Below are 18671 nucleotides of genomic sequence, written 5' to 3'. Positions count from 1 at the left end.
CCGGCCGGGCTCAGTGCCGCACCGCCAGGCCGGCCCCCTCCAGGGAGGCGAGCAGCCGCAGCCGCTCCAGGTCCCGCGCCGGCCCCTCGGGCGTCGTCCGCAGCTCGTGCGGCACCTCGAGCAGGTCGGCCGCCTCGACGAGCACGTCGTCGTAGGCGGCGGCCAGCGCGCGGCGGCGGGCCATCGGCGACCCGGCGGGCACCAGGGCGAGCGAGCGACCGAGGCGGCGGACGTCGGCGGCGACGACCTGGAGCGGACGACGCCCCGGGGCGGGGTGGCGTGCGGCCCGCCGGCGTCCTGAGGCCCGCCGGATCCAGCGGACGACGGGGCCGGTCCAGGCGATCAGCGCGGCGATGACGGCGACCGTGCCGCCGATCTGCAGCAGTGGGACGTGCATGCCCGCCTCCCGCACCGGTGAGGGATGCCGCGACGGTACTCCGCCCGCCGGTCCTCGGCGGATCTCAGCCGCCCAGGACCCGCTGTCCCGTTGCGCGGTCGGCTGCGGCCTCCTCGGCCGCCCGCAGCCGCGCCGACCGCACCCGGGTGCCCGGCGCCCCCACGCGCAGCCGCAGCCGTGGCGGCGCGACGCCGGCCTCGAGGCGGACGCGGCGTCCCCGGGCCAGCCACGCCGCGGCGCCCAGGCCCGCGACCACGCAGACGGCGCCGCCCAGGATCAGCCCCCAGGGAGCGCCGAGGTGCTCGGCGATCCAGCCGATCAACGGCGCCCCCACCGGAGTGCCGCCCATGAAGCACATGAAGTAGAGCGCCATGACCCGCCCGCGCATCTGCGGGTCCACGCCGAGCTGCACGAAGCTGTTGTTGGCCACGCTGAAGATCAGCGCCGCCGCCCCCGTCGGGACCAGCATGACGGCGAAGGACAGGTAACCGGGCATCAGCCCGGAGATCACCGTGAGCAGCCCGAAGACGACGACCGAGATCACCAGGAAGCGCTGCCGCGGGCGGACGCTGCGCCGGGTGGACAGCAGCGCCCCGGTGAGCGAGCCGACCGCGAAGGCGGTCGAGAGCAGCCCGAACGCCTCGGCGCCGAGGTCGAAGACCTCCCGCGCCATCAGGGCGATCGTGACCTGGTAGTTGAACCCGAACGTGCCCACGACGAGGGCGAGTGCCATCGCCAGGACCAGGTCCGGATGCGCCCAGGTGTAGGACAGGCCGGCCCGCAGCTGGCCCCGGGCCCGAGCGACCGGAGGGCTGGGCCGCAGTTCCCCGGCCCGCATCCCGGCGAGGGCGGCGATCGTGAACGCGAAGCTGGCCGCGTTGACGAAGAACGCCGGCGCGGTGTTGCCGGACGCCGCGCCGATCAGCAGACCCGCCAGCGCGGGCCCGACGAGCCGGGCCCCGTTGAAGATGGTCGAGTTGAGGCTCACGGCGTTCGTGAGCAGGGCCGGTCCCACCATCTCCGAGACGAACGCCTGCCGGACGGGCGCGTCGACGGCCGAGACCGCGCCCAGGCCGCCGGCAAGGGCGAACACGTGCCAGAGCGCCACCCCGCCGGTGGCCACGAGGATCGCCAGCACCAGCGCGAGGAGGCCCATCAGCGACTGGGTGACCAGGAGCAGCCGCCGTTTGGCGTAGCGGTCGGCGAGGACCCCGCCGTACATGCTCAGCATGAGCGTCGGGCCGAACTGCAGGGCCGTGATCAGGCCGAGCGCGACCCCGTTGTCATCGGAGAGCTGCAGGACCAGCCAGTCCTGCCCGATGCGCTGCATCCAGGTGCCGGTGAGGCTGACCAGGTTGGCCGACGCGTAGATGCGGAAGTTCCGGACCCGGAGCGCCCGGAACGGTCCCGTGCCGTGGTCCTGGGACTCCGTCTGGTCAGTGCTCGTGTCAGCGCTCGTGCGGGTCACCCACCGGCGAGCTTCTCCATGATCTCCGCGGCCTCACGGAGCGCCGCCCGCTCCTCGGCGGTCAACTCCTGCAGCCGGCTGCTCAGCCACGCCTCCCGCGCTCGTGCCTCGGCCGACAGCAGCTCGTCCGCCGCCGGGGTCAGCCCGATGATCACCTGGCGCCCGTCGGTCGGGTGCGGGGTGCGGGTGACCAGCCCCATGCCCTCCAGGGCCACGATCACCCGGGTCATCGACGGCGGCTGGACGCGCTCGTGGGCGGCCAGCTCCCCCGGGCTCATCGGCCCGTTGCGCTGGAGCGTCGACAGCGCGGCCAGGTGGGTGAGCGTGACCGAGGTGTCGACCCGCTGGCTGCGCAGCCGCCGGGAGAAGCGCATGACCGCCAGCCGGAGGTCGTGGGCGAGCGCCGCGGTGTCCAGCGTCGTCCGGCTCACGATGCCCCGATCACGGTGCCAGCTTAGGTCAGCCAGCTCTCAGAACAGCTGCTGCAGGGGCTCCAGGGCGAAGTACACCAGGAACATCACCGAGATGACCCACATGAGCGGGTGCACCTCGCGCACCCGGCCGACCGCGGCGCGCAGCAGCACGTAGCTGATGACGCCGGCGCCGATGCCGTTGGTGATCGAGTAGGTGAACGGCATCAGGGCGATGGTCAGGAAGGCGGGGATGACCAGCGACATGTCGTCCCAGACCAGGTGCCTGATCTGGGCGATCATCAGCGCGCCGACGATGACCAGCGCGGGCGCGGCGGCCTCCGAGGGCACGATCTGCACCAGCGGGCTGAAGAACATGGCGACGAGGAAGAGGGTTCCGGTCGCGATGCTGGCCAGGCCCGTGCGGGCGCCGTCGGCGACACCGGAGGCGCTCTCGATGTAGGTGGTGTTCGACGAGACGCTGGCCGCGCCGCCGGCCGCGGCGGCCAGCGAGTCCACGAGGAGCACCGGCTGCGACCTGGGCAGGTTGCGGTTCTCGTCGAGCAGGTCGCCCTCGGCGCCGACGGCGGTGACGGTGCCGACCGTGTCGAAGAAGTCGGCGATCATGATCGAGAAGACGATGAGCAGGGCCGCGATGACGCCGATCCGCTCGAAGCCGCCGAACAGCGAGAAGTTCCCGATCAGCGACAGGTCGGGAGTCGCCACGACCTCCTCGGGCAGGGTCGGCACCTGCAGCGCCCACCCGCGCGGGTTGATGCCGTCGTCGGTGAACGTCGGCCCGATGTCGGCGATCGCCTCCACGATGATCGCGAGCACGGTCGAGACGACGATGCCGATGAGCAGGGCGCCCTTGACCCGACGGACGACGAGGACGCTGGTGAGCAGGACCCCCACCACGAAGACGAGGAGCGGCCAACCGGCCAGCTGGCCGTTGATGCCGAACGAGATCGGGACGACACCCTCCTGGGCGCGCCGGATGAACCCGGCGTCCACCAGACCGATGATCGTCAGGAAGAAGCCGATGCCGACGGCGATGGCCGTCTTCAGCTGCGGCGGGATGGCCTCGAAGACCGCGCGCCGGAAGCCGGTGAGCACCAGCACCGTGATGAGGAGGCCCTCGAGCACGACCAGGCCCATGATCTCCGGCCAGGAGAGCTGGGTGGCGGCGAACACCGCCACGATCGCGTTGATGCCGAGCCCGGTCGCCAGCGCGAACGGGTACCTGCCGACGACCCCCATGAGCAGGGTCATGACGCCGGCGACCAGCGCGGTCACGGCGGCGACGGACCCGAACGGCAGGGTGTTCCCGTCCACGTCGGCGCCCGACAGGATGATCGGGTTGAGCACCACGATGTAGGCCATCGTGAAGAAGGTGGTCAGCCCGCCGCGCAGTTCCCGGGCCACGGTCGACCGCCGGGCGCTGATCTCGAAGAACCGGTCGAACCCGTTCCTCGGCCGCACCTGCGGGCCCGCGCTGCGCCGGGGGCCGCCCTGCGCGCCGGCCAGCACGTCGGCCGGCGTCCCGCCGTCTCCGCCGGACGCGGCACGCGCCGGGGTGGAACCCGGCGTGGGACGGGACTTGTCGGGCATGGGGACTCCCCGGGACGCTGCGGTTGCTGGCGACGAGCGGCGACAGCGTGCCACATGATCGTTCCTGCAGCCCCGATGCCCGCCCCCGGCAGGGCGGTCGGTGACCGGCCGCGGCCGCGCGAGTCCTAAGGTCGCACTGTGCGTCATCCGACGAAGCAGGCACCACCGCCGCTGCAGGTGGACAGTGCCCGCGTCGTGCTGGTCGGCATCGGGCTCTGGGCGCTGGCCCTCGTCGTCCTGCTGCTCCTCGGGGAGCGGGTGGACCGGATGTGGACCTGGACCTGCCTGGCGGCCGTCGGCCTGGGCCTCCTCGGCCTGTGGATCATGAAGCTGCAGGGCCAGCTGCGCCGCCGCCAGGAGGAAAAGCGCCGCGGCTGACCGGGAGCGGCCCCTTCCAGGGGCCCGCCCCGAGCGGGCGAAGGGTGGGCAGGAATGGCGGCCCTGCTACAGGACGTCGAAGGCGCCGGTGTCGTAGCGCGCCGTGCGCACCACCTCGGTGGCCTCGTCGGCGAGGAGGGTCGCCTGGCTGTGCGCGCCACAGCCGTAGTCGGCCGCGACCACCCGGCCGTCGGCCGGGGAGTAGACGTTGCCGCAGGCACCGACCCGCTGCCGCAGCGAACCGGCCAGGGGCAGGTAGAACCCGCAGGTCGAGCAGGGACCGGGCGCCTGCCGGGCCATCGGCGCACCGGGGCCGAACTCACCGGCCGCCCAGCGGCCGACGGCCTCGCTGCGGCCCTCGGCGGACATGACCCGCTCGCGCCCCAGGGCCAGCTCCTCGGCGACGACACGCCCCTCCGGGTCCTCGGCCGAGTCGTCCTGCACCAGGTAGGCCGGCACCAGGCGCGGATCGTCCTCCGTGGACGGGAGCACGTCACCGACGGATAGGTCACCCGGGCGCAGCCGCTCGTGCCACGGCACCCAGGCTGGGGCCAGGAGCGCGGAGTCGCCGGGCAGGAGGACGACCTCGTCGACGGTGACCGCATCCTCGCCGGGCACCCGGGCGAGGGTGACCGCCCAGTGCCAGCCGACGTAGCCGGGCAGCCGGCTGGCGAAGGTGTGCGTGAGCACCTCGCCGAGGTCCTCGACCGCGACGCCGTCGACGGTGGGCTCCGCGGGCTCCCGTGTCGCGCCCAGGTGGTCGCCGACGAGATCGGGGTCGCCGGCGGTCTCGACGGCGGCGGCACGGGCCTGCCCGACCGCAGCGGCCAGGGGATCGGCGGGCGCGGAGTCGGACCGGGCAGGAACGGAGGACTCGGTCACCCCGCCATTGTCCCTGACGCGTCCACCTCCGTGACCCACCACCCGCCGAGGTCCGTGCGGCACGATGGTGGCGTGCCCGCCTCCCGTCGTCCGCCCGGCACCGGCCGGCGCGTGCGCTCGGGGGCCCGCACCGGGCCGGCCCGGCCGGACCGGGCCGACACCACACCCCTCGGTGTCCCGCGGCCGGCGACCCGCCCGACACCCGCGGCCGGCGCCACCGGGGACGAGCGGCCCACGACGGTCATCCCGGAGCCCGCTCCCCCGGCCGGCCCGCGGAAGCTGACCGTCACCAGGGTGGCCGCCGCCCGGTCGCGGGAGCTCACCGCCGCGGCGGCCCGGCGGGTCCGCGCGGCCAGCCGGGCCGACGGCGCGGGCGAGAGCGGGCTGACCCAGCTGCTGTGGGTCAACGCCCTGCACATGGCCGGCGACGCGATGATCGCCGTCTCCCTGGCCGGCACGTTGTTCTTCGCCGCCACGACGGACGCGCAACGGAGCAACGTCGCCCTCTACCTGCTGGTCACGATGGCTCCGTTCGCGGTGCTCGCTCCGGTCATCGGGCCGGCGCTGGACCGGCTGCAGCGCGGCCGCCGCTGGGCCCTGGCCGCCAGCCACCTGGGCCGGGCCCTGCTCGCCGTCGTGATGATCCGGCACTTCGACGACTTCTGGCTGTACCCGGCCGCACTGGGCGTGCTCGTGCTCTCGAAGGCGCACAACGTGCTGCGCGCCGCCGTCGTCCCGCGCGTGCTGCCCTCGGCCATGTCGCTCACCTCGGCGAACGCGCGGCTGTCGGTGTTCGGCCTGGTGACGGCGGGCATCGCGGGGGGCCTGGCCGCCGGCGTCGCGGCGGTGCTCGGGTTCGGGTGGGAGCTCGGGGCCACGGCGGCGGTGTTCGGGGTCGCCGGGGTGCTGGCCGTGCGACTGCCCCCGCACGTCGACGTCCCGACCGGCGAGGTGGCCGCGGACGTCCTCACCACCGCGGAGATCCCGGTGGGCAGCGGGCGGCGCCGCGTGAGCCCGCACGTCGTCCTGGCCCTGCGGGCCAACGCGGCGCTGCGGGGACTGGGCGGATTCCTCACCATCTTCACCGCCTTCCTGGTGCAGGCCACCTTCGACGACGGCTGGGAGGCGACCCTGGCGCTGGGCGCGATCGCCGCCGCCGCGGGGCTGGGCAGCTTCGCCGGGACGGCGATCGGATCCCGCATGCACACGGCGGCACCCGACCGGCTGGTCCTCGTCTCGGCCGCCACAGCGGCGGCCATCACCGTGCTGGCGGCGGTGTTCTACAGCTTCACGATGGCGGCCGTGGTCGCCGGTGTGGCGGCGGTGACCAACGCCCTGGGCAAGGTGTCGCTCGACGCCATCATCCAGCGCGAGGTGCCCGAGAGCCTGCGGGCCTCGGCGTTCGCCCGCTCCGAGACGTGGCTGCAGATGGCCTGGGTGGTCGGTGGCGCGCTGGGCATCGCGCTGCCGCCCACGGGCTGGCTCGGGTTCACCGTGGCGGCGTCGTTGCTGGGCCTGGCGGTCGGGCTCGTCGTCTGGAGCCTGTGGCGCGGGAGGCGCCCGGTGCGGGCTGCGGCGGTCTCCCCCGACGACGCTCCCACGACCCCGGTGGGGGGCGCGTGGGCGTGAGCAGGCCCGCCGCCGTCCTGCTGCTGCTCGTGCTGGCCGGCTGCGGGAGCGCTGAGCCCGCCGGGCCCCCGGACGTGGGGGTCGAGGTCGGCGCCCAGGAGCTGTCGGTCCGCCCGGTGCAGTACTGCCTGGACGGCGAGGGGCAGCGCTACGACGTCACCCCGCCGATCGTCGAGGTCTCCCCCGAGGCCACGATCTCCCTGACCGTCCCGGAGGCCGTCGCGGAGCGCGGCTGGAGCGTGCAGGTCTTCGACGAGCAGCTCGAGGAACTGCTCGGTGACGTCGACGTCCCCGCCGGGGAGCGGGTGTTCGAGGAGATCACCACCAGCGACGTGGTCCCGCCCGCCTTCTACCTCGTCGTCGTCGAGGACAAGGGCGGCGACTGCGAGGGCTTCTCCGGAGCCTGGCCGGTCGGCTTCCTGCGTGCGGGCGGTGACGTGGGCGGTCCGTCCTCGTCGAGCGCCCCGCCGGCCGGTTAGGCCCGGTCCAGGGGCTCATCGCGAGCGTGCGAGCGGTGGGGAGGACGGGGCCTTCCTCAGGCCTCCAGGTCGGTGGCGACCGCGCGCAGGACCGAGGCCACCTTGCGCGACTCCGCCCGGTCGGGGTGCCGGCCGTGGCGCAGCCCCTCGCCGACGTCGTCGAGCAGCTTGATCAGGTCCTCGATGATCGGCACCAGCTCGTCGGGCTTCTTCCGGCTCTTGGCGGCCACGGTGGCGGCGACCGAGGGGAGCGGGTCGAGGATCCGCACCTGCAACGCCTGGTCACCGCGCCGTCCGGCGACGATGCCGAACTCCACCCGCTGACCGGGCTTGAGCTCCGACGTCCCGGCCGGGAGGGCGTCCTTGTGCACGAAGACGTCCGGGCCGTCCTCGCGCGCGAGGAAGCCGAAACCCTTCTCCGGGTTGAACCACTTGACCTTGCCGGTGGGCACGTTGGATCCCTCGGTTGCTCGCTTCCGGGTCCGGCACGGGGGCCGGGGGGACGACGGCGGCGCACAGTCCGCTCGCCCGACAGGTTAGCCGCCTCACCCGTACCGGGGACCCGCCGTTCCGTGTCGGGCACCGCGCCGCCCTAGCCTGGCGCCCGTGGCCCCACCCCAGGACACCACCGACCACCCCGACTACCGGTTCACGCTGGCCAACGAGCGCACCCTGCTGGCGTGGCTGCGCACCGGGCTGGCGCTGGTGGCCGGCGGTGTCGCGGTGGCGACCTACGCCCCTGACCTCGGGGTCCGCTGGGGCAGCGCGGTGGTGGCGCTGGGGCTGGTCCTGACCGGGCTGGGCACCGCCCTGGCCGGCTACCGGCGCTGGCGGGCCAACGAGATGGCCATCGCGGCCGACCGGCCGCTGCCGGCCAGCTGGCTGATGCCCACGGTCGCCGCCGCGGTCGCCGCCGTGGTCGTGGTGGTGGTGGTCCTGGTCGGTGTCGAGGTCCTCGGACGGTGAGGACGGCCAGGACGCCGGGAGAGACGCAGCCGGAGCGGACGGCGCTGGCCTGGCAGCGCACCGGCCTCGGCGTCATGGCGGTGGCCGGGCTGCTCGGTCACCGCGCGGTCGAGGAGGAGGGCCGGGTCCTGCTCGTCCTCGCCGGGGTCGCGGCCCTCCTCGGCCTCGCCGTCCTCGGCGCGCTGGCGCCCGTGCGGTACCGCGACGTCCGCCGGCGCGTGGTCGCGGGGACCGGCGTGACCGCGCCACGGCTGATCGCCGGGGTGACGGCGACCGTCCTGCTCACCGCCACCGTGGCGGCCCTCGCCGTGCTCATGCCCGGCTGACCCGGGGCGTCGGCGGAACCGGTCGGCGCGCCGGCTGGGAGAGGTCCACCATCCACGCGATCCCGACGGGTCGGGCCCCGCTCGGAGAGCCCCGCAGCAGCCCGAGCCGTCGGTCACGTGCGGGCGGACCGCCGGACCGCCATGGATGCCCGGTGCTGATCACGGTCGCGAGCGCGCCGATGACGGTGCGTCTCCCCGGCGCGGCCGAGAGGCAGCCGGATGCCTCCGGCGCCTCTCCACGAGCCGCGGCCCCCACGCGCGGCTACCGCTATCGATGGACCGCCCGAGCTCAGGCCGCGCTGGTCCTCGGCACCACGTCCAGCCGGTCCAGCAGCTCCAGGAACACCGCAGCGAAGGGGTTGTCCTCGACCGAGCGCCGCACCTCCGCCCAGTCGACCTGCTCGCGCAGTGCCCGCGCGACGGGGAGCATCCGGGAGAAGTCGCAGTAGTGCTCGTCGAGCGCCATCAGCTTGGTGATGACGATGTCGGTGGCCTGCAGCACCGGCATCTGCACCGAGAGGACGGGCAGGACCTCGGACCGTTCGATCAGGTCGCTCTCGACCGGGTGCCCGCAGGTGCGCCACAGGACGTCGACGAACGATCCGCCGCTGACCACCTTGACCAGCCAGTCCTCGGCCGGGTCCTCGACCTGCAGACCGGCGTCGGCCAGCACCTTCGCGGCCCGCTCGGCCTCCGACGCCAGGACCAGGAAGTCGGCGTCGTGGTCGGGCTCGGGCGCACCGCGGACCCAGGCCGCGTAGCCGCCGCAGAGCGCGAACGGCACGTCGCCCTCCTTGAGCGCGACGGCCGTCCGCTTCAGGAGGTCACGGATCTCGTCCCGTTCCGATGGCTGCACGCCGGTCCTGCTACCCGGGACGACGGACGGCACGCACGCGAACGGTAGAACCGGCGCGCTCGGGGCACAGGGCACCCGTGCGCATCGCCACCTTCAACATCCTGCACGGGCGCTCCATGGAGGACGGACGCGTCGACGTCGACCGCCTGGCCGACGCGGTCAAGAGCCTGGACGCCGACGTCCTCGGTCTGCAGGAGGTCGACCGGGACCAGCCCCGTTCGCTGGGCGCGGACCTCACCGCGGTCGCGGCGGAGGCCATGGGCGCCGTCGACTCGCAGTTCGTGGCCGCCCTCTCGGGAACACCGGGACAAACCTGGATGGCCGCCACGGGAGACGAGCAGCCGGGCTCGGCCAGCTACGGGATCGCGCTGCTGTCGCGGTACCCGGTGGTGTCCTGGCAGGTCGTGCGGCTGCCCCCGCTGACGGTCGGCGTCCCGCTGTGGTCGTCGCTGAACCGCCGCTTCTTCGTGGCCAGGGACGAGCCGAGGGTCGCGGTGGCCGCCGTCCTGGAGGGTCCGTTCGGCCCGTTCACCGTCTGCAACACCCACCTGTCCTTCGTGCCCGGGTGGAACGGCTTCCAGCTGCGCCGGCTGGTGCGCTCGCTCACCGGCACGCGCGAGCCCATCGCGGTCATCGGCGACCTCAACATGCAGCAGGCGGCGGCGGCCCGGCTCAGCGGACTCCGCCCGATCGCGTCCGGCGAGACGTTCCCCGCCCACCGGCCGCGCCGGCAGCTGGACCACGTGCTGGTGCGCGGCCGGCTGGCCGCCACCGGGCCGGCGGAGGCGGTCCGGCTGCCGCTGTCGGACCACCGGGCCCTGGTGGTCCCCTGCGGGCCGATCTGACCGTGACCCGACGACTCGCGTACCCCGCGCCGCTGCGCCACGATGCGGGCATGGCCGACATGGGTGCAGCTCGCGTGTTCACGCTCCTCGCCACGATCGTGCGGGTCGTGTGCTCGGTGATCGCCGCACTGATCGTGGTCCACGCCGTCTTCGTCCTGTTCGAGGCCAACCCCGCGAACCCGCTGGTGCAGGTCACCGCCGACGTGCGCGACACCTTCGGCTGGTTCACCGAGGACCTCTTCGCGCCGTCGGACCCCAGGATCGCCGAGGCGATCAACGACGGACTCGCCGCGCTCATCTGGGTGGTCGTGGGCAACCTCGCCTCGAAGCTGCTCGTCCGCCTGACCCCCGCCGCCAAGGCCAAGGTCTAGGCCTCCTGCAGGGTCCCGCCGCGAGCGTGCGAGTGGTGGGGGGCAGGGGGTCCTTTCTCAGGCGCTCTTGACCGCCGCGGCGGACTGCAGACCCAGCTCCTCGACCGACGCCTCTCGCATCTCGACCTTGCGCACCTTGCCCGTGACCGTCATCGGGAACGCGTCGACGACCTTGACGTAGCGCGGCACCTTGTAGTGGGCCAGCTTGCCGGCGCAGAACTCGCGCAGCGCCTCGGCGGTCAGCGGCTCGGCGCCCTCGCGCAGCCGCACCCACGCCATGAGCTCCTCGCCGTAGCGCTCGTCGGGCACCCCGATCACCTGGGCGTCGACGATGTCGGGGTGGGTGTAGAGGAACTCCTCGATCTCCCGCGGATAGACGTTCTCCCCGCCGCGGATGACCATGTCCTTGATGCGGCCGACGATGTTGAGGTAGCCCTCGGCGTCCATGACCGCGAGGTCACCGGTGTGCATCCACCGGGCGCGGTCGATCACCTCGGCGGTCTTCTCGGGCTCGTTCCAGTAGCCGAGCATCACCGAGTAGCCGCGGGTGCAGAACTCCCCCGGCGTCCCGCGCGGCACGGTCAGGCCGGTCTCGGGATCGACGATCTTCACCTCCAGGTGCGGGTGCACCCGCCCGACCGTCGACGTGCGCCGGTCGAGGTCGTCGTCGGCGCCGGTCTGGGTGGACACCGGTGAGGTCTCGGTCATCCCGTAGCAGATGGTCACCTCGGTCATGCCCATCTCGTCCACGACCCGCTTCATCACCTCGACCGGGCACGGCGAGCCGGCCATGATCCCGGTCCGCAGCGACGACAGGTCGTAGGAGGCGAAGTCCGGCAGCGCCAGCTCCGCGATGAACATCGTCGGGACGCCGTACAGCGACGTGCAGCGCTCGTCCTGCACCGCCCGCAGCGTCAGCGCCGCGTCGAAGCCCGGCGCCGGGATGACCATCGTCGCGCCGTGCGAGGTGGCGCCGAGGTTGCCCATGCCCATGCCGAAGCAGTGGTAGTAGGGCACCGGGATGCAGACGCGGTCGGCCTCGGTGTACCCGCAGCCCTCGCCGACGAAGAAGCCGTTGTTGAGCAGGTTGTGATGGGTGAGCGTGGCGCCCTTGGGGAAGCCCGTCGTCCCGGACGTGTACTGGATGTTGATCGGGTCGTCGGCCGACAGCTGCCGCTCGCGCTCCGCCAGCAGCCCGTGGTCCGCGGCCCGCCCCGTGGCCATGAGCTCCTGCCACTCCGGTGAGCCGAGGAAGACCAGCTCGCGGAGGTCGGGGCAGTCGTCGCGGACCTCGTCCACCATGGCGCGGTAGTCGCTGGTCCTGAACTCCGGCGCGCTGACCAGCACCGAGATGCCGGCCTGCGTCAGCACGTAGGCCAGCTCGTGCGTGCGGTAGGCCGGGTTGATGTTGACCAGGATCGCGCCGAGCTTCGCCGTCCCGTACTGGACGAACACCCACTCGGCGCAGTTGGGCGCCCAGATGCCGACCCGGTCGCCCTTCTGCACGCCCAGCGCGTCGAGGCCGACCGCGCAGGCGTCCACCTCGGCGACCAGCTCCGGGTAGGTGAAGCGGCGCCCGGTGGCGCAGTCGACCAGCGCCTCGTGGTCGCCCACCCGCGCTGCCGTCCGATCGAGATTGGCCCCGATCGTGTCGCCCAGCAGGGGAACCGTGGAGGTTCCGTTGCTGTAGGACGGCAGCGCGGGCGCGGTCACCGCCGGTTCTCCGCCAGCTGGACGCCGGCCCGGTTGGGCTTGTCGGTCGGATGGGCGTACCGCAGGCTTTCCACCGGCAGCGGGAAGCTGTGGTCCTCACCGAAGGGCGAGAGCGGGCCGGCCACCGAGGCGGAGAGCTCGGTCAGCGGCGGGCCGCCGTCGTCGGACTGCCCCCAGGTCGGTTCCACCAGGTGCGCGTGCTTCTCGTTGCGCTTGGCCATCTCGCCTCCGTGTCCAGGTGCACCACACGGTGCACGTCGGGGTTCATTCTCGCCGACGCCATACCCGGCGCGCACGCACTCTCCACCCGTGCGCCCGTCACCGCCGGACCATGCGCGCGCCGAACAGGGTCGGCAGACCGTCGGCGGTGAGGACCCACTGCGGACCGCCGACCGGGGCGGCCCACACCTCGGCCCCGTTCAGGCCCTGGACGGTGCGCGTCCGCCAGACCGCCGTGCTCAGCAGCTGCAGCCGCACAGGTTCCTGATCCGGGTCGAGCTCGTCGAAGCCCTCCGGCTCGAACGCGATGACCGCGGGCCCCGCGATGCGCAGGCGCCCCCTCCGCCACGGCGTGCCGGCCAGCGCCCGCCGCCAGCGGTACGTGCGCAGCAGGGCACCGGCCCCGGCGACGACGCCGGCAGCCCCGAGGAGCACGAGCACCACGACGACGATCCCCAGCAGCGGGACCCGCCGTCCGCTGCCGGCCAGCGCCACGGCGGCCACCCCGAGCAGCACCCCGAGGACGACGGCGATGGCTCCCCCGCCGAGCCAGCGCAGGGCGCCGGCCTGGTGGGCGGCCAGGGCCGTGCGGGTGTGGGGGTGGTCCCCTGCCGGCAGCACCCGGCCATGCTGCCAGCGCCCGCCCGCGGGGACGACCTTGCCGCCACGACGTAGCGTGGACCGGATGCCCACGGAAGCCCCCGCGACGCTGGCCGCCTGGCTGCGCACCCGCAGCGACGAGCAGCTGAGCGCGCTGCTGGCGGCCCGCCCCGACGTCGCCCGGCCGGCGCCCTCCGATCTGGTGGCACTGGCCAGCCGGCTCGCCGTCCCGGTCTCGGTCGACCGCGCCCTCGACGAGCTGGACGCCGCCACGCTGCAGGTGCTCGACGTCGTGCTGCTCGCGCCGGGCGACGGCGTGGCGCCCGACGAGCTGATCGCCGCGCTGCCCGGGTTGCCCGACGACGTCCTGGCGGCGGCACTCGAGCGGCTCACCACCCGCGCCCTGCTGTGGGGCGACGACGTGCTGCACGCCCCCGACCCGGTCCGCCGCGCCGTCCGCTACCCCGCCGGTCTGGGCCGGCGGGCTCCCGAGCTGCGGGTGCAGCTGCCCGCCGACCTCGGGGCCACCATCGGCGAGCTCGCGCCGGAGGAGCGGGAGGTGCTGGAGCGGCTCGCCGGCGAGCGCCCGGTGGGTCATCTGCCCGACTCGCCGTCCGGCACACCCACCCCTGCCCGGCGCCTGCTGCAGCGCGGGCTCCTGGCCCGGATCGACGCCCTCAACGTCGAGCTGCCGCGCGAGATCGGGCTGCACCTGCGCGGCGACCGGCCCTACGGCCTGCCCCGGCTGCGGCCGGAGCCGGCGGTGGACACGCGTGAGCAGCAGTCGGTGGACCGGCGGGCGGCCGGGGCGGCGCTGGAGACCGTCGGCAGGATCGGCGAGCTGCTCGCCCTGCTCGAGGAGGAGCCCGCGGGGCTGCTGCGCAGCGGCGGGGTCGGCGTCCGGGACCAGAAGCGGCTGGCCCGGGTGCTGCACGTGGGCGAACCCGAGGCGGCGTGGCTGCTGGAGCTGGCCTATGCCACCGGGCTGCTCGACGTCGGCGGACCGCACCGCGACGAGTGGCTGCCCACCCGCGCCTACGACGTCTGGCGCGAGCAGGACCTCGCCGATCGCTGGGCGCTGCTGGCCGCCGGCTGGCTGGGCGGCGTCCGGCTGCCGTCGCTCGTCGGGCAGCGGGACGTCGCCGGCAAGGCCGTCAACCCGCTCTCGCCCGACCTGACCCGGCACACCGCGCCGGCGATCCGCAGGTCGGCGCTCACCGTCCTCGCCGAGTACCCACCCGGCTCGGGCCTGGCTCCCGACGACCTGGTGGCGCTGCTCCGCTGGCGCACGCCCCGCCGGGCCGACCGACTGGCCCCGGTTCCCGGCATGCTCGAGGAGGCCGCGCGCCTCGGGGTGCTGGTCGGCGGGGTGCTGTCGACCGCCGGGCGTGGCCTGCTGGCGGAGGGCGAGGACGGCGCGGCCGACGGCATGCGCGGCTTGCTCCCCGATCCGGTGGACCACGTGCTCGCCCAGCCCGACCTGTCGCTGATCGCCCCGGGCCCGCTGGTGGCCGAGCTCGCCGACACCCTCGCCGTGGTCGCCGACGTGGAGTCCTCCGGCGGGGCGACGGTCTTCCGGGTCTCGGAGCTCAGCGTCCGGCGCGCGCTAGACGCCGGCTGGTCGGCGTCGGACCTGCACGACTTCTTCGCCCGGGCCTCGCGCACCCCGGTGCCGCAGGCCCTCGACTACCTGATCGACGACGTGGCGCGTCAGCACGGGCGGCTGCGGGTCGGCTCCATCGAGTCCTACGTCCGCTCGGACGACCACGGGCTGCTGTCGCAGGTGCTCAGCGACCGTCGGACGGCGTCGGCGGAGCTGCGCCGGCTGGCACCCGGGGTGCTGGTCAGCGGACTCGGTGCCGACGAGGTGCTCACCGTGCTCCGGGAGGCCGGCTACGCCCCGGCCGGCGAGCGTGCCGGCGGTGCCGTCCTCACCCGGCCCCCGGCCCGCCCCCGAGCCCTCGGCCGGCGGACCGGTAGCGACTCCCCACCCACCCCCCGCCCGCTGACCGCCGACGAGCTCGGCGCCACCGTGCGGCAGATCCGGGCCGGGGACGCCGCGCTGTCGGCCCGCCGCGGCGAGGCCGTCCGTCAGGTACCCGGCGTCACCACCGCGAGCACGCTGGAGCTGCTGTCCCGCGCCGTCCGCGAGGGCGCGGCGGTGTGGCTCGGCTACGTCGACGCCCAGGGCAGCGGCAGCCAGCGGGTGGTCCGTCCCGTGTCACTGGCGGGTGGTTTCCTCCAGGGGTACGACGAGCGTCGCGGCGAGAACAGCACCTTCGCCGTGCACCGGATCACCTCCGTGGCCCTGGTCGAGGAGGAAGCTCCGGCCGCCGACAGCGGTTGATCCCAGTACGTCCGAGCGGCCGTCCCCGGCTGCCCGCTGCCCCCGCAGGAAGGCACACCCCGTTGACCGACGGCCCCCTGATCGTCCAGTCGGACAAGACCCTGCTCCTGGAGGTGGACCACCCGCTGGCGCGTGAGTGCCGCGCGGCGATCGCGCCCTTCGCCGAGCTGGAGCGCTCGCCGGAGCACGTGCACACCTACCGCGTCACGCCGCTCGCGCTGTGGAACGCCCGCGCGGCCGGGCACGACGCCGAACAGGTCGTCGACGCGCTGGTGCGGTACTCCCGCTATCCGGTGCCGCACGCGCTGCTGGTCGACGTGGCCGACACGATGGACCGCTTCGGGCGGCTCACCCTGGCCAACAACCCGGTGCACGGGCTGGTGCTCACGTCGTCGGACCGCGCCGTGCTCGAGGAGGTCATCCGCTCGAAGCGGGTGGCGCCCATGCTGGGCCAGCGCATCGACGACGACACGATCGTCGTCCACCCGTCGGAGCGCGGCCGGCTCAAGCAGGCGCTGCTCAAGGTCGGCTGGCCGGCCGAGGACCTCGCCGGGTACGTCGACGGCGCCGCGCACCCGATCGAGCTCGACCAGAGCGGCTGGCACCTGCGCGACTACCAGCAGGAAGCCGTGGAGGGCTTCTGGGCGGGCGGCTCCGGCGTCGTCGTCCTCCCCTGTGGTGCCGGCAAGACGCTGGTCGGCGCGGCGGCCATGGCCGAGGCGAAGGCGACGACGCTGATCCTGGTGACCAACACCGTCGCCGGGCGGCAGTGGAAGCGCGAGCTGATCGCGCGCACATCGCTGACCGAGGACGAGATCGGCGAGTACTCGGGCGAGCGCAAGGAGATCCGTCCGGTCACCATCGCGACCTACCAGGTGATCACCACCCGCCGGAAGGGCGAGTACCGGCACCTGGACCTCTTCGACGCGCAGGACTGGGGCCTGATCGTCTACGACGAGGTGCACCTGCTCCCCGCGCCGATCTTCCGGCTGACCGCCGACCTGCAGTCGCGCCGCCGGCTGGGGCTCACCGCCACGCTCGTGCGCGAGGACGGCCGGGAGGACGACGTCTTCTCCCTCATCGGCCCGAAGCGCTACGACGCCCCCTGGCGCGACATCGAGGCCCAGGGCTACATCGCGCCGGCCGAGTGCATCGAGGTGCGGGTGTCGCTCGACGACGAGGAGCGGATGACCTACGCCGTCGCCGAGCCCGAGGAGCGCTACCGGATCGCGGCGACGGCGCAGTCGAAGCTCCCGGTGATCCGGCGCGTGCTCGACCGGCACCCCGACGAGCAGAAGCTGGTGATCGGCGCGTACCTCGACCAGCTGGAGGAGCTGGGCACCGCGCTGGACGCCCCGGTGATCCAGGGGTCGACCACCAACCGGGAGCGGGAGAAGCTGTTCGACGCCTTCCGGGCCGGCGAGGTCACGACCCTCGTCGTCTCCAAGGTCGCGAACTTCTCCATCGACCTGCCCGAGGCCGCCGTCGCCGTCCAGGTGTCGGGAACCTTCGGCTCCCGGCAGGAGGAGGCCCAGCGGCTCGGCCGGGTGTTGCGCCCCAAGGCGGACGGCCGGCAGGCGCACTTCTACACGGTGGTCAGCCGCGACACCCTCGACGCCGAGTACGCCGCGCACCGGCAGCGGTTCCTCGCCGAGCAGGGCTACGCGTACACGATCGTCGACGCCGCCGACCTCGCCGGACCGGGCGAGGTCAACGGTCCCGACTGGGTCGACGAGCCCGCCGACTGAGCCGCGGCCGCAGCGTGTGCGCTGACGCCCGGTTTCCATGCCAGGAAGCGGGCGTCAGCGCACACGCCGGGCTCGCTGAAGAAGGTCACCGCTGGGCTCCAGCTCCGCGGCACGCGGCCGATGACCCCTGCGTGCAGTCCCGCTCCGCTCGTCGTCCGTGGTGGGCGATCGGCTTCCTGACGCTCGGCGGCCTGTGGATGCTGTTCGTCGGCTGCTTGTTCCTCACGGGCTACTGGACGACGGTCACGGTGACCGGCGGCTCGGTCGAGGGCTTCTGCGACGTCGTCTGGGAGGACCCCGCCGGGCAACGGCACGACGGCGAGTCCGACTGCTACAACGAGCCGCCCGGCAGCCGCTTCGAGGTGCGGGTGAGCGGCTGGCCTGACGCCGGTGAGCCCACCCTGACCGAGACGTACGTCGGTATGGGACTGGTCTTCGGTCTGCCACCCTTCGCCCTCGGCGGAGGGTGGCTCCTCCACCTCGCTCGGCGGCGTCACGAGGAGCCGACGCCTGACCTGATGACACCGCCGGCAGCGAGGAACGGCTACGGCCCGGCGCTCTCCACGGCGCGAACCGCCGCCGCTCTGCGGCGGGCGACCCGGCGTGCCCGGCGCTTTCTGGCGCTGGGTGTCGCGGGGTGGAGCGCGGCCGTCCTGATCATGGTGGTCCAGAGCGACTCCGACACGAGCCTGCGCGACACAGCCACCACCACCGTCGGGACCCTGGCGTCGGTGGACTACGACGCCCCTCCGATCCCGGGCGGCGCCTCGGTGCGGTTCACCGCGGACGGGGAGACGCGCACCCACTACGTCTGGCTGGGTGCCGACGCCGACGACTACGTCGCTGGCCAGGAAGTCTTCGTGGTGTACGACCCGGATCACCTTGATCGGTTCACCATCGACGACTCCCAGTACGCCCCGGCATGGACCCACTGGCTGCTCGGGCCCGTTCTGGTGGTCGCCGTCGCGGGCGCGTTCCTCGGCGTCTCGCTGATGGCCGCGCGTGCACGGATGCGCCGGGTGCTCGCCACCCGGGTCTGGGCACCCGTCCGAGTCCGGGTGTCGTACGACGAGGACCGCGTCGTGCTCACCACGGCGGACGCCGCGGTGTGGTGCTCCGTGGGGAAGGCCGACTGGCCGGAGCCGCCGGACGACGCCACCGCATCGGACGCCTGGTGCGCCTCCGACGGCGCCCGAGCGGTCTTCTCCCCGGACCTGGGCTCGCCTCTCGTGCTGGCCCGACTACGCACCGAGGGACCGATCAGGCGCCTCGCCCGTGCGCGGACGGGCCAGGCGTCCGGCTGTGCCGAGGCGTTCCATCCCCCCGCGCCCATCGCCTCCGGGGACTCCTGGGAAAGCCGTGGCCGACGGGAGTGACGTGCCGGTCCCCCACGTCATGACGATCCCCACACGATCGGCCACTTGAC

The 18671-nt window shown here is 74.0% G+C and carries 20 protein-coding genes; 10 read left to right on the top strand and 10 right to left on the bottom strand.

Annotated features, from left to right (window positions below):
• Window positions 1-10: 10 nt before the first annotated feature.
• From ACFSHS_RS09290 to ACFSHS_RS09275, 4 genes are all read right to left on the bottom strand, one after another.
• Window positions 11-397, bottom strand: a complete 387-nt coding sequence (locus tag ACFSHS_RS09290; protein ID WP_376874364.1) for a hypothetical protein — start codon at window positions 395-397, stop codon at window positions 11-13.
• A 64-nt stretch (window positions 398-461) separates the two neighbouring features.
• A complete protein-coding gene (locus ACFSHS_RS09285) occupies window positions 462-1865 on the bottom strand; it encodes an MFS transporter (protein WP_376874362.1) in 1404 nt (467 codons plus the stop codon).
• Window positions 1862-2296 carry a MarR family winged helix-turn-helix transcriptional regulator gene (locus ACFSHS_RS09280; RefSeq protein ID WP_376874360.1) on the bottom strand — a complete coding sequence of 145 codons (435 nt, stop codon included), beginning with the start codon at window positions 2294-2296 and terminating at the stop codon, window positions 1862-1864. Before ACFSHS_RS09280 ends, ACFSHS_RS09285 begins: the two co-directional genes overlap by 4 nt.
• Window positions 2297-2335: 39 nt before the next feature.
• Window positions 2336-3886: an NCS2 family permease gene (locus ACFSHS_RS09275; RefSeq protein ID WP_376874358.1), complete on the bottom strand. Its 1551-nt coding sequence runs from the start codon at window positions 3884-3886 to the stop codon at window positions 2336-2338.
• 138 nt (window positions 3887-4024) lie between these two features.
• On the opposite strand from ACFSHS_RS09275, the gene ACFSHS_RS09270 reads away from it, so the two are divergent.
• On the top strand, window positions 4025-4264 hold the full coding sequence (locus ACFSHS_RS09270; protein ID WP_376874356.1) for a DUF2530 domain-containing protein: 240 nt from the start codon (window positions 4025-4027) through the stop codon (window positions 4262-4264).
• A 66-nt stretch (window positions 4265-4330) separates the two neighbouring features.
• On the opposite strand, the gene ACFSHS_RS09265 is transcribed toward ACFSHS_RS09270, so the two are convergent.
• Complete coding sequence (locus tag ACFSHS_RS09265) at window positions 4331-5146, bottom strand: DUF3027 domain-containing protein (protein WP_376874354.1); 816 nt, start codon at window positions 5144-5146, stop codon at window positions 4331-4333.
• 72 nt (window positions 5147-5218) lie between these two features.
• Here ACFSHS_RS09265 and ACFSHS_RS09260 point away from each other — a divergent pair, with 72 nt between their 5' ends.
• Both ACFSHS_RS09260 and ACFSHS_RS09255 read left to right on the top strand, forming a co-directional pair.
• The gene (locus tag ACFSHS_RS09260) at window positions 5219-6775 is read left to right on the top strand and encodes an MFS transporter (RefSeq protein ID WP_376874352.1); all 1557 of its coding nucleotides are present in this window, start codon (window positions 5219-5221) and stop codon (window positions 6773-6775) included.
• On the top strand, window positions 6772-7254 hold the full coding sequence (locus tag ACFSHS_RS09255; protein WP_376874350.1) for a DUF2771 family protein: 483 nt from the start codon (window positions 6772-6774) through the stop codon (window positions 7252-7254). Before ACFSHS_RS09260 ends, ACFSHS_RS09255 begins: the two co-directional genes overlap by 4 nt.
• A gap of 56 nt (window positions 7255-7310) precedes the next feature.
• Here ACFSHS_RS09255 and ACFSHS_RS22565 read toward each other — a convergent pair whose 3' ends face one another.
• On the bottom strand, window positions 7311-7706 hold the full coding sequence (locus ACFSHS_RS22565; RefSeq protein WP_458199606.1) for a cold-shock protein: 396 nt from the start codon (window positions 7704-7706) through the stop codon (window positions 7311-7313).
• 154 nt (window positions 7707-7860) lie between these two features.
• On the opposite strand from ACFSHS_RS22565, the gene ACFSHS_RS09245 reads away from it, so the two are divergent.
• Both ACFSHS_RS09245 and ACFSHS_RS09240 read left to right on the top strand, forming a co-directional pair.
• Entirely contained in the window at window positions 7861-8220 is a 360-nt protein-coding gene (locus ACFSHS_RS09245; protein WP_376874348.1) for a YidH family protein, read from the top strand.
• Window positions 8217-8546, top strand: coding sequence for a DUF202 domain-containing protein (locus ACFSHS_RS09240; protein ID WP_376874346.1), 330 nt, complete (start codon window positions 8217-8219; stop codon window positions 8544-8546). The genes ACFSHS_RS09245 and ACFSHS_RS09240 overlap by 4 nt, the downstream gene beginning before the upstream one ends.
• Window positions 8547-8835: 289 nt before the next feature.
• Here the strand turns inward: ACFSHS_RS09240 and ACFSHS_RS09235 are convergent, their stop codons facing one another.
• Window positions 8836-9402 (bottom strand): nucleotidyltransferase family protein, encoded by a 567-nt coding sequence (locus ACFSHS_RS09235; protein WP_376874344.1) that lies wholly within the window; start codon window positions 9400-9402, stop codon window positions 8836-8838.
• A gap of 77 nt (window positions 9403-9479) precedes the next feature.
• Between ACFSHS_RS09235 and ACFSHS_RS09230 the strand changes: the two genes are divergently transcribed.
• Together ACFSHS_RS09230 and ACFSHS_RS09225 are read left to right on the top strand one after the other, a co-directional pair.
• Window positions 9480-10247, top strand: a complete 768-nt coding sequence (locus ACFSHS_RS09230) for an endonuclease/exonuclease/phosphatase family protein (protein WP_376874342.1) — start codon at window positions 9480-9482, stop codon at window positions 10245-10247.
• Window positions 10248-10249: 2 nt separating this feature from the next.
• On the top strand, window positions 10250-10618 hold the full coding sequence (locus ACFSHS_RS09225) for a hypothetical protein (protein WP_376874340.1): 369 nt from the start codon (window positions 10250-10252) through the stop codon (window positions 10616-10618).
• Between the two features lie 57 nt (window positions 10619-10675).
• Here ACFSHS_RS09225 and ACFSHS_RS09220 read toward each other — a convergent pair whose 3' ends face one another.
• The 3 genes from ACFSHS_RS09220 to ACFSHS_RS09210 form a co-directional block, all read right to left on the bottom strand.
• Window positions 10676-12331 (bottom strand): AMP-binding protein, encoded by a 1656-nt coding sequence (locus ACFSHS_RS09220; RefSeq protein WP_376874338.1) that lies wholly within the window; start codon window positions 12329-12331, stop codon window positions 10676-10678.
• Window positions 12328-12552, bottom strand: coding sequence for a hypothetical protein (locus tag ACFSHS_RS09215; RefSeq protein ID WP_376874336.1), 225 nt, complete (start codon window positions 12550-12552; stop codon window positions 12328-12330). The genes ACFSHS_RS09220 and ACFSHS_RS09215 overlap by 4 nt, the downstream gene beginning before the upstream one ends.
• A gap of 97 nt (window positions 12553-12649) precedes the next feature.
• Window positions 12650-13171 carry a hypothetical protein gene (locus ACFSHS_RS09210; protein ID WP_376874334.1) on the bottom strand — a complete coding sequence of 174 codons (522 nt, stop codon included), beginning with the start codon at window positions 13169-13171 and terminating at the stop codon, window positions 12650-12652.
• A 64-nt stretch (window positions 13172-13235) separates the two neighbouring features.
• On the opposite strand from ACFSHS_RS09210, the gene ACFSHS_RS09205 reads away from it, so the two are divergent.
• The 3 genes from ACFSHS_RS09205 (at window position 13236) to ACFSHS_RS09195 (ending at window position 18621) form a co-directional block, all read left to right on the top strand.
• Window positions 13236-15497, top strand: a complete 2262-nt coding sequence (locus ACFSHS_RS09205) for a helicase-associated domain-containing protein (protein WP_376874332.1) — start codon at window positions 13236-13238, stop codon at window positions 15495-15497.
• Window positions 15498-15559: 62 nt separating this feature from the next.
• A complete protein-coding gene (locus ACFSHS_RS09200; protein WP_376874330.1) occupies window positions 15560-17245 on the top strand; it encodes a DNA repair helicase XPB in 1686 nt (561 codons plus the stop codon).
• Between the two features lie 131 nt (window positions 17246-17376).
• Window positions 17377-18621, top strand: a complete 1245-nt coding sequence (locus ACFSHS_RS09195; protein WP_376874328.1) for a hypothetical protein — start codon at window positions 17377-17379, stop codon at window positions 18619-18621.
• Window positions 18622-18671 lie beyond the last annotated feature (50 nt).

Origin of the sequence: Blastococcus deserti (genome assembly GCF_042682525.1) — a bacterium.
In the GTDB taxonomy this organism is placed as follows: domain Bacteria; phylum Actinomycetota; class Actinomycetes; order Mycobacteriales; family Geodermatophilaceae; genus Blastococcus_B; species Blastococcus_B deserti.
This window is presented reverse-complemented; position numbering and strand designations above follow the sequence as displayed.

What these genes read in the sequence shown, in the direction of transcription:
- ACFSHS_RS09290 (WP_376874364.1), bottom strand. Translation starts at nt 397, where the DNA reads ATGCACGTCCCACTGCTGCAGATCGGCGGCACGGTCGCCGTCATCGCC.
- ACFSHS_RS09205 (WP_376874332.1), top strand. Translation starts at nt 13,236, where the DNA reads ATGCCCACGGAAGCCCCCGCGACGCTGGCCGCCTGGCTGCGCACCCGC.
- ACFSHS_RS09275 (WP_376874358.1), bottom strand. Translation starts at nt 3,886, where the DNA reads ATGCCCGACAAGTCCCGTCCCACGCCGGGTTCCACCCCGGCGCGTGCC.
- ACFSHS_RS09215 (WP_376874336.1), bottom strand. Translation starts at nt 12,552, where the DNA reads ATGGCCAAGCGCAACGAGAAGCACGCGCACCTGGTGGAACCGACCTGG.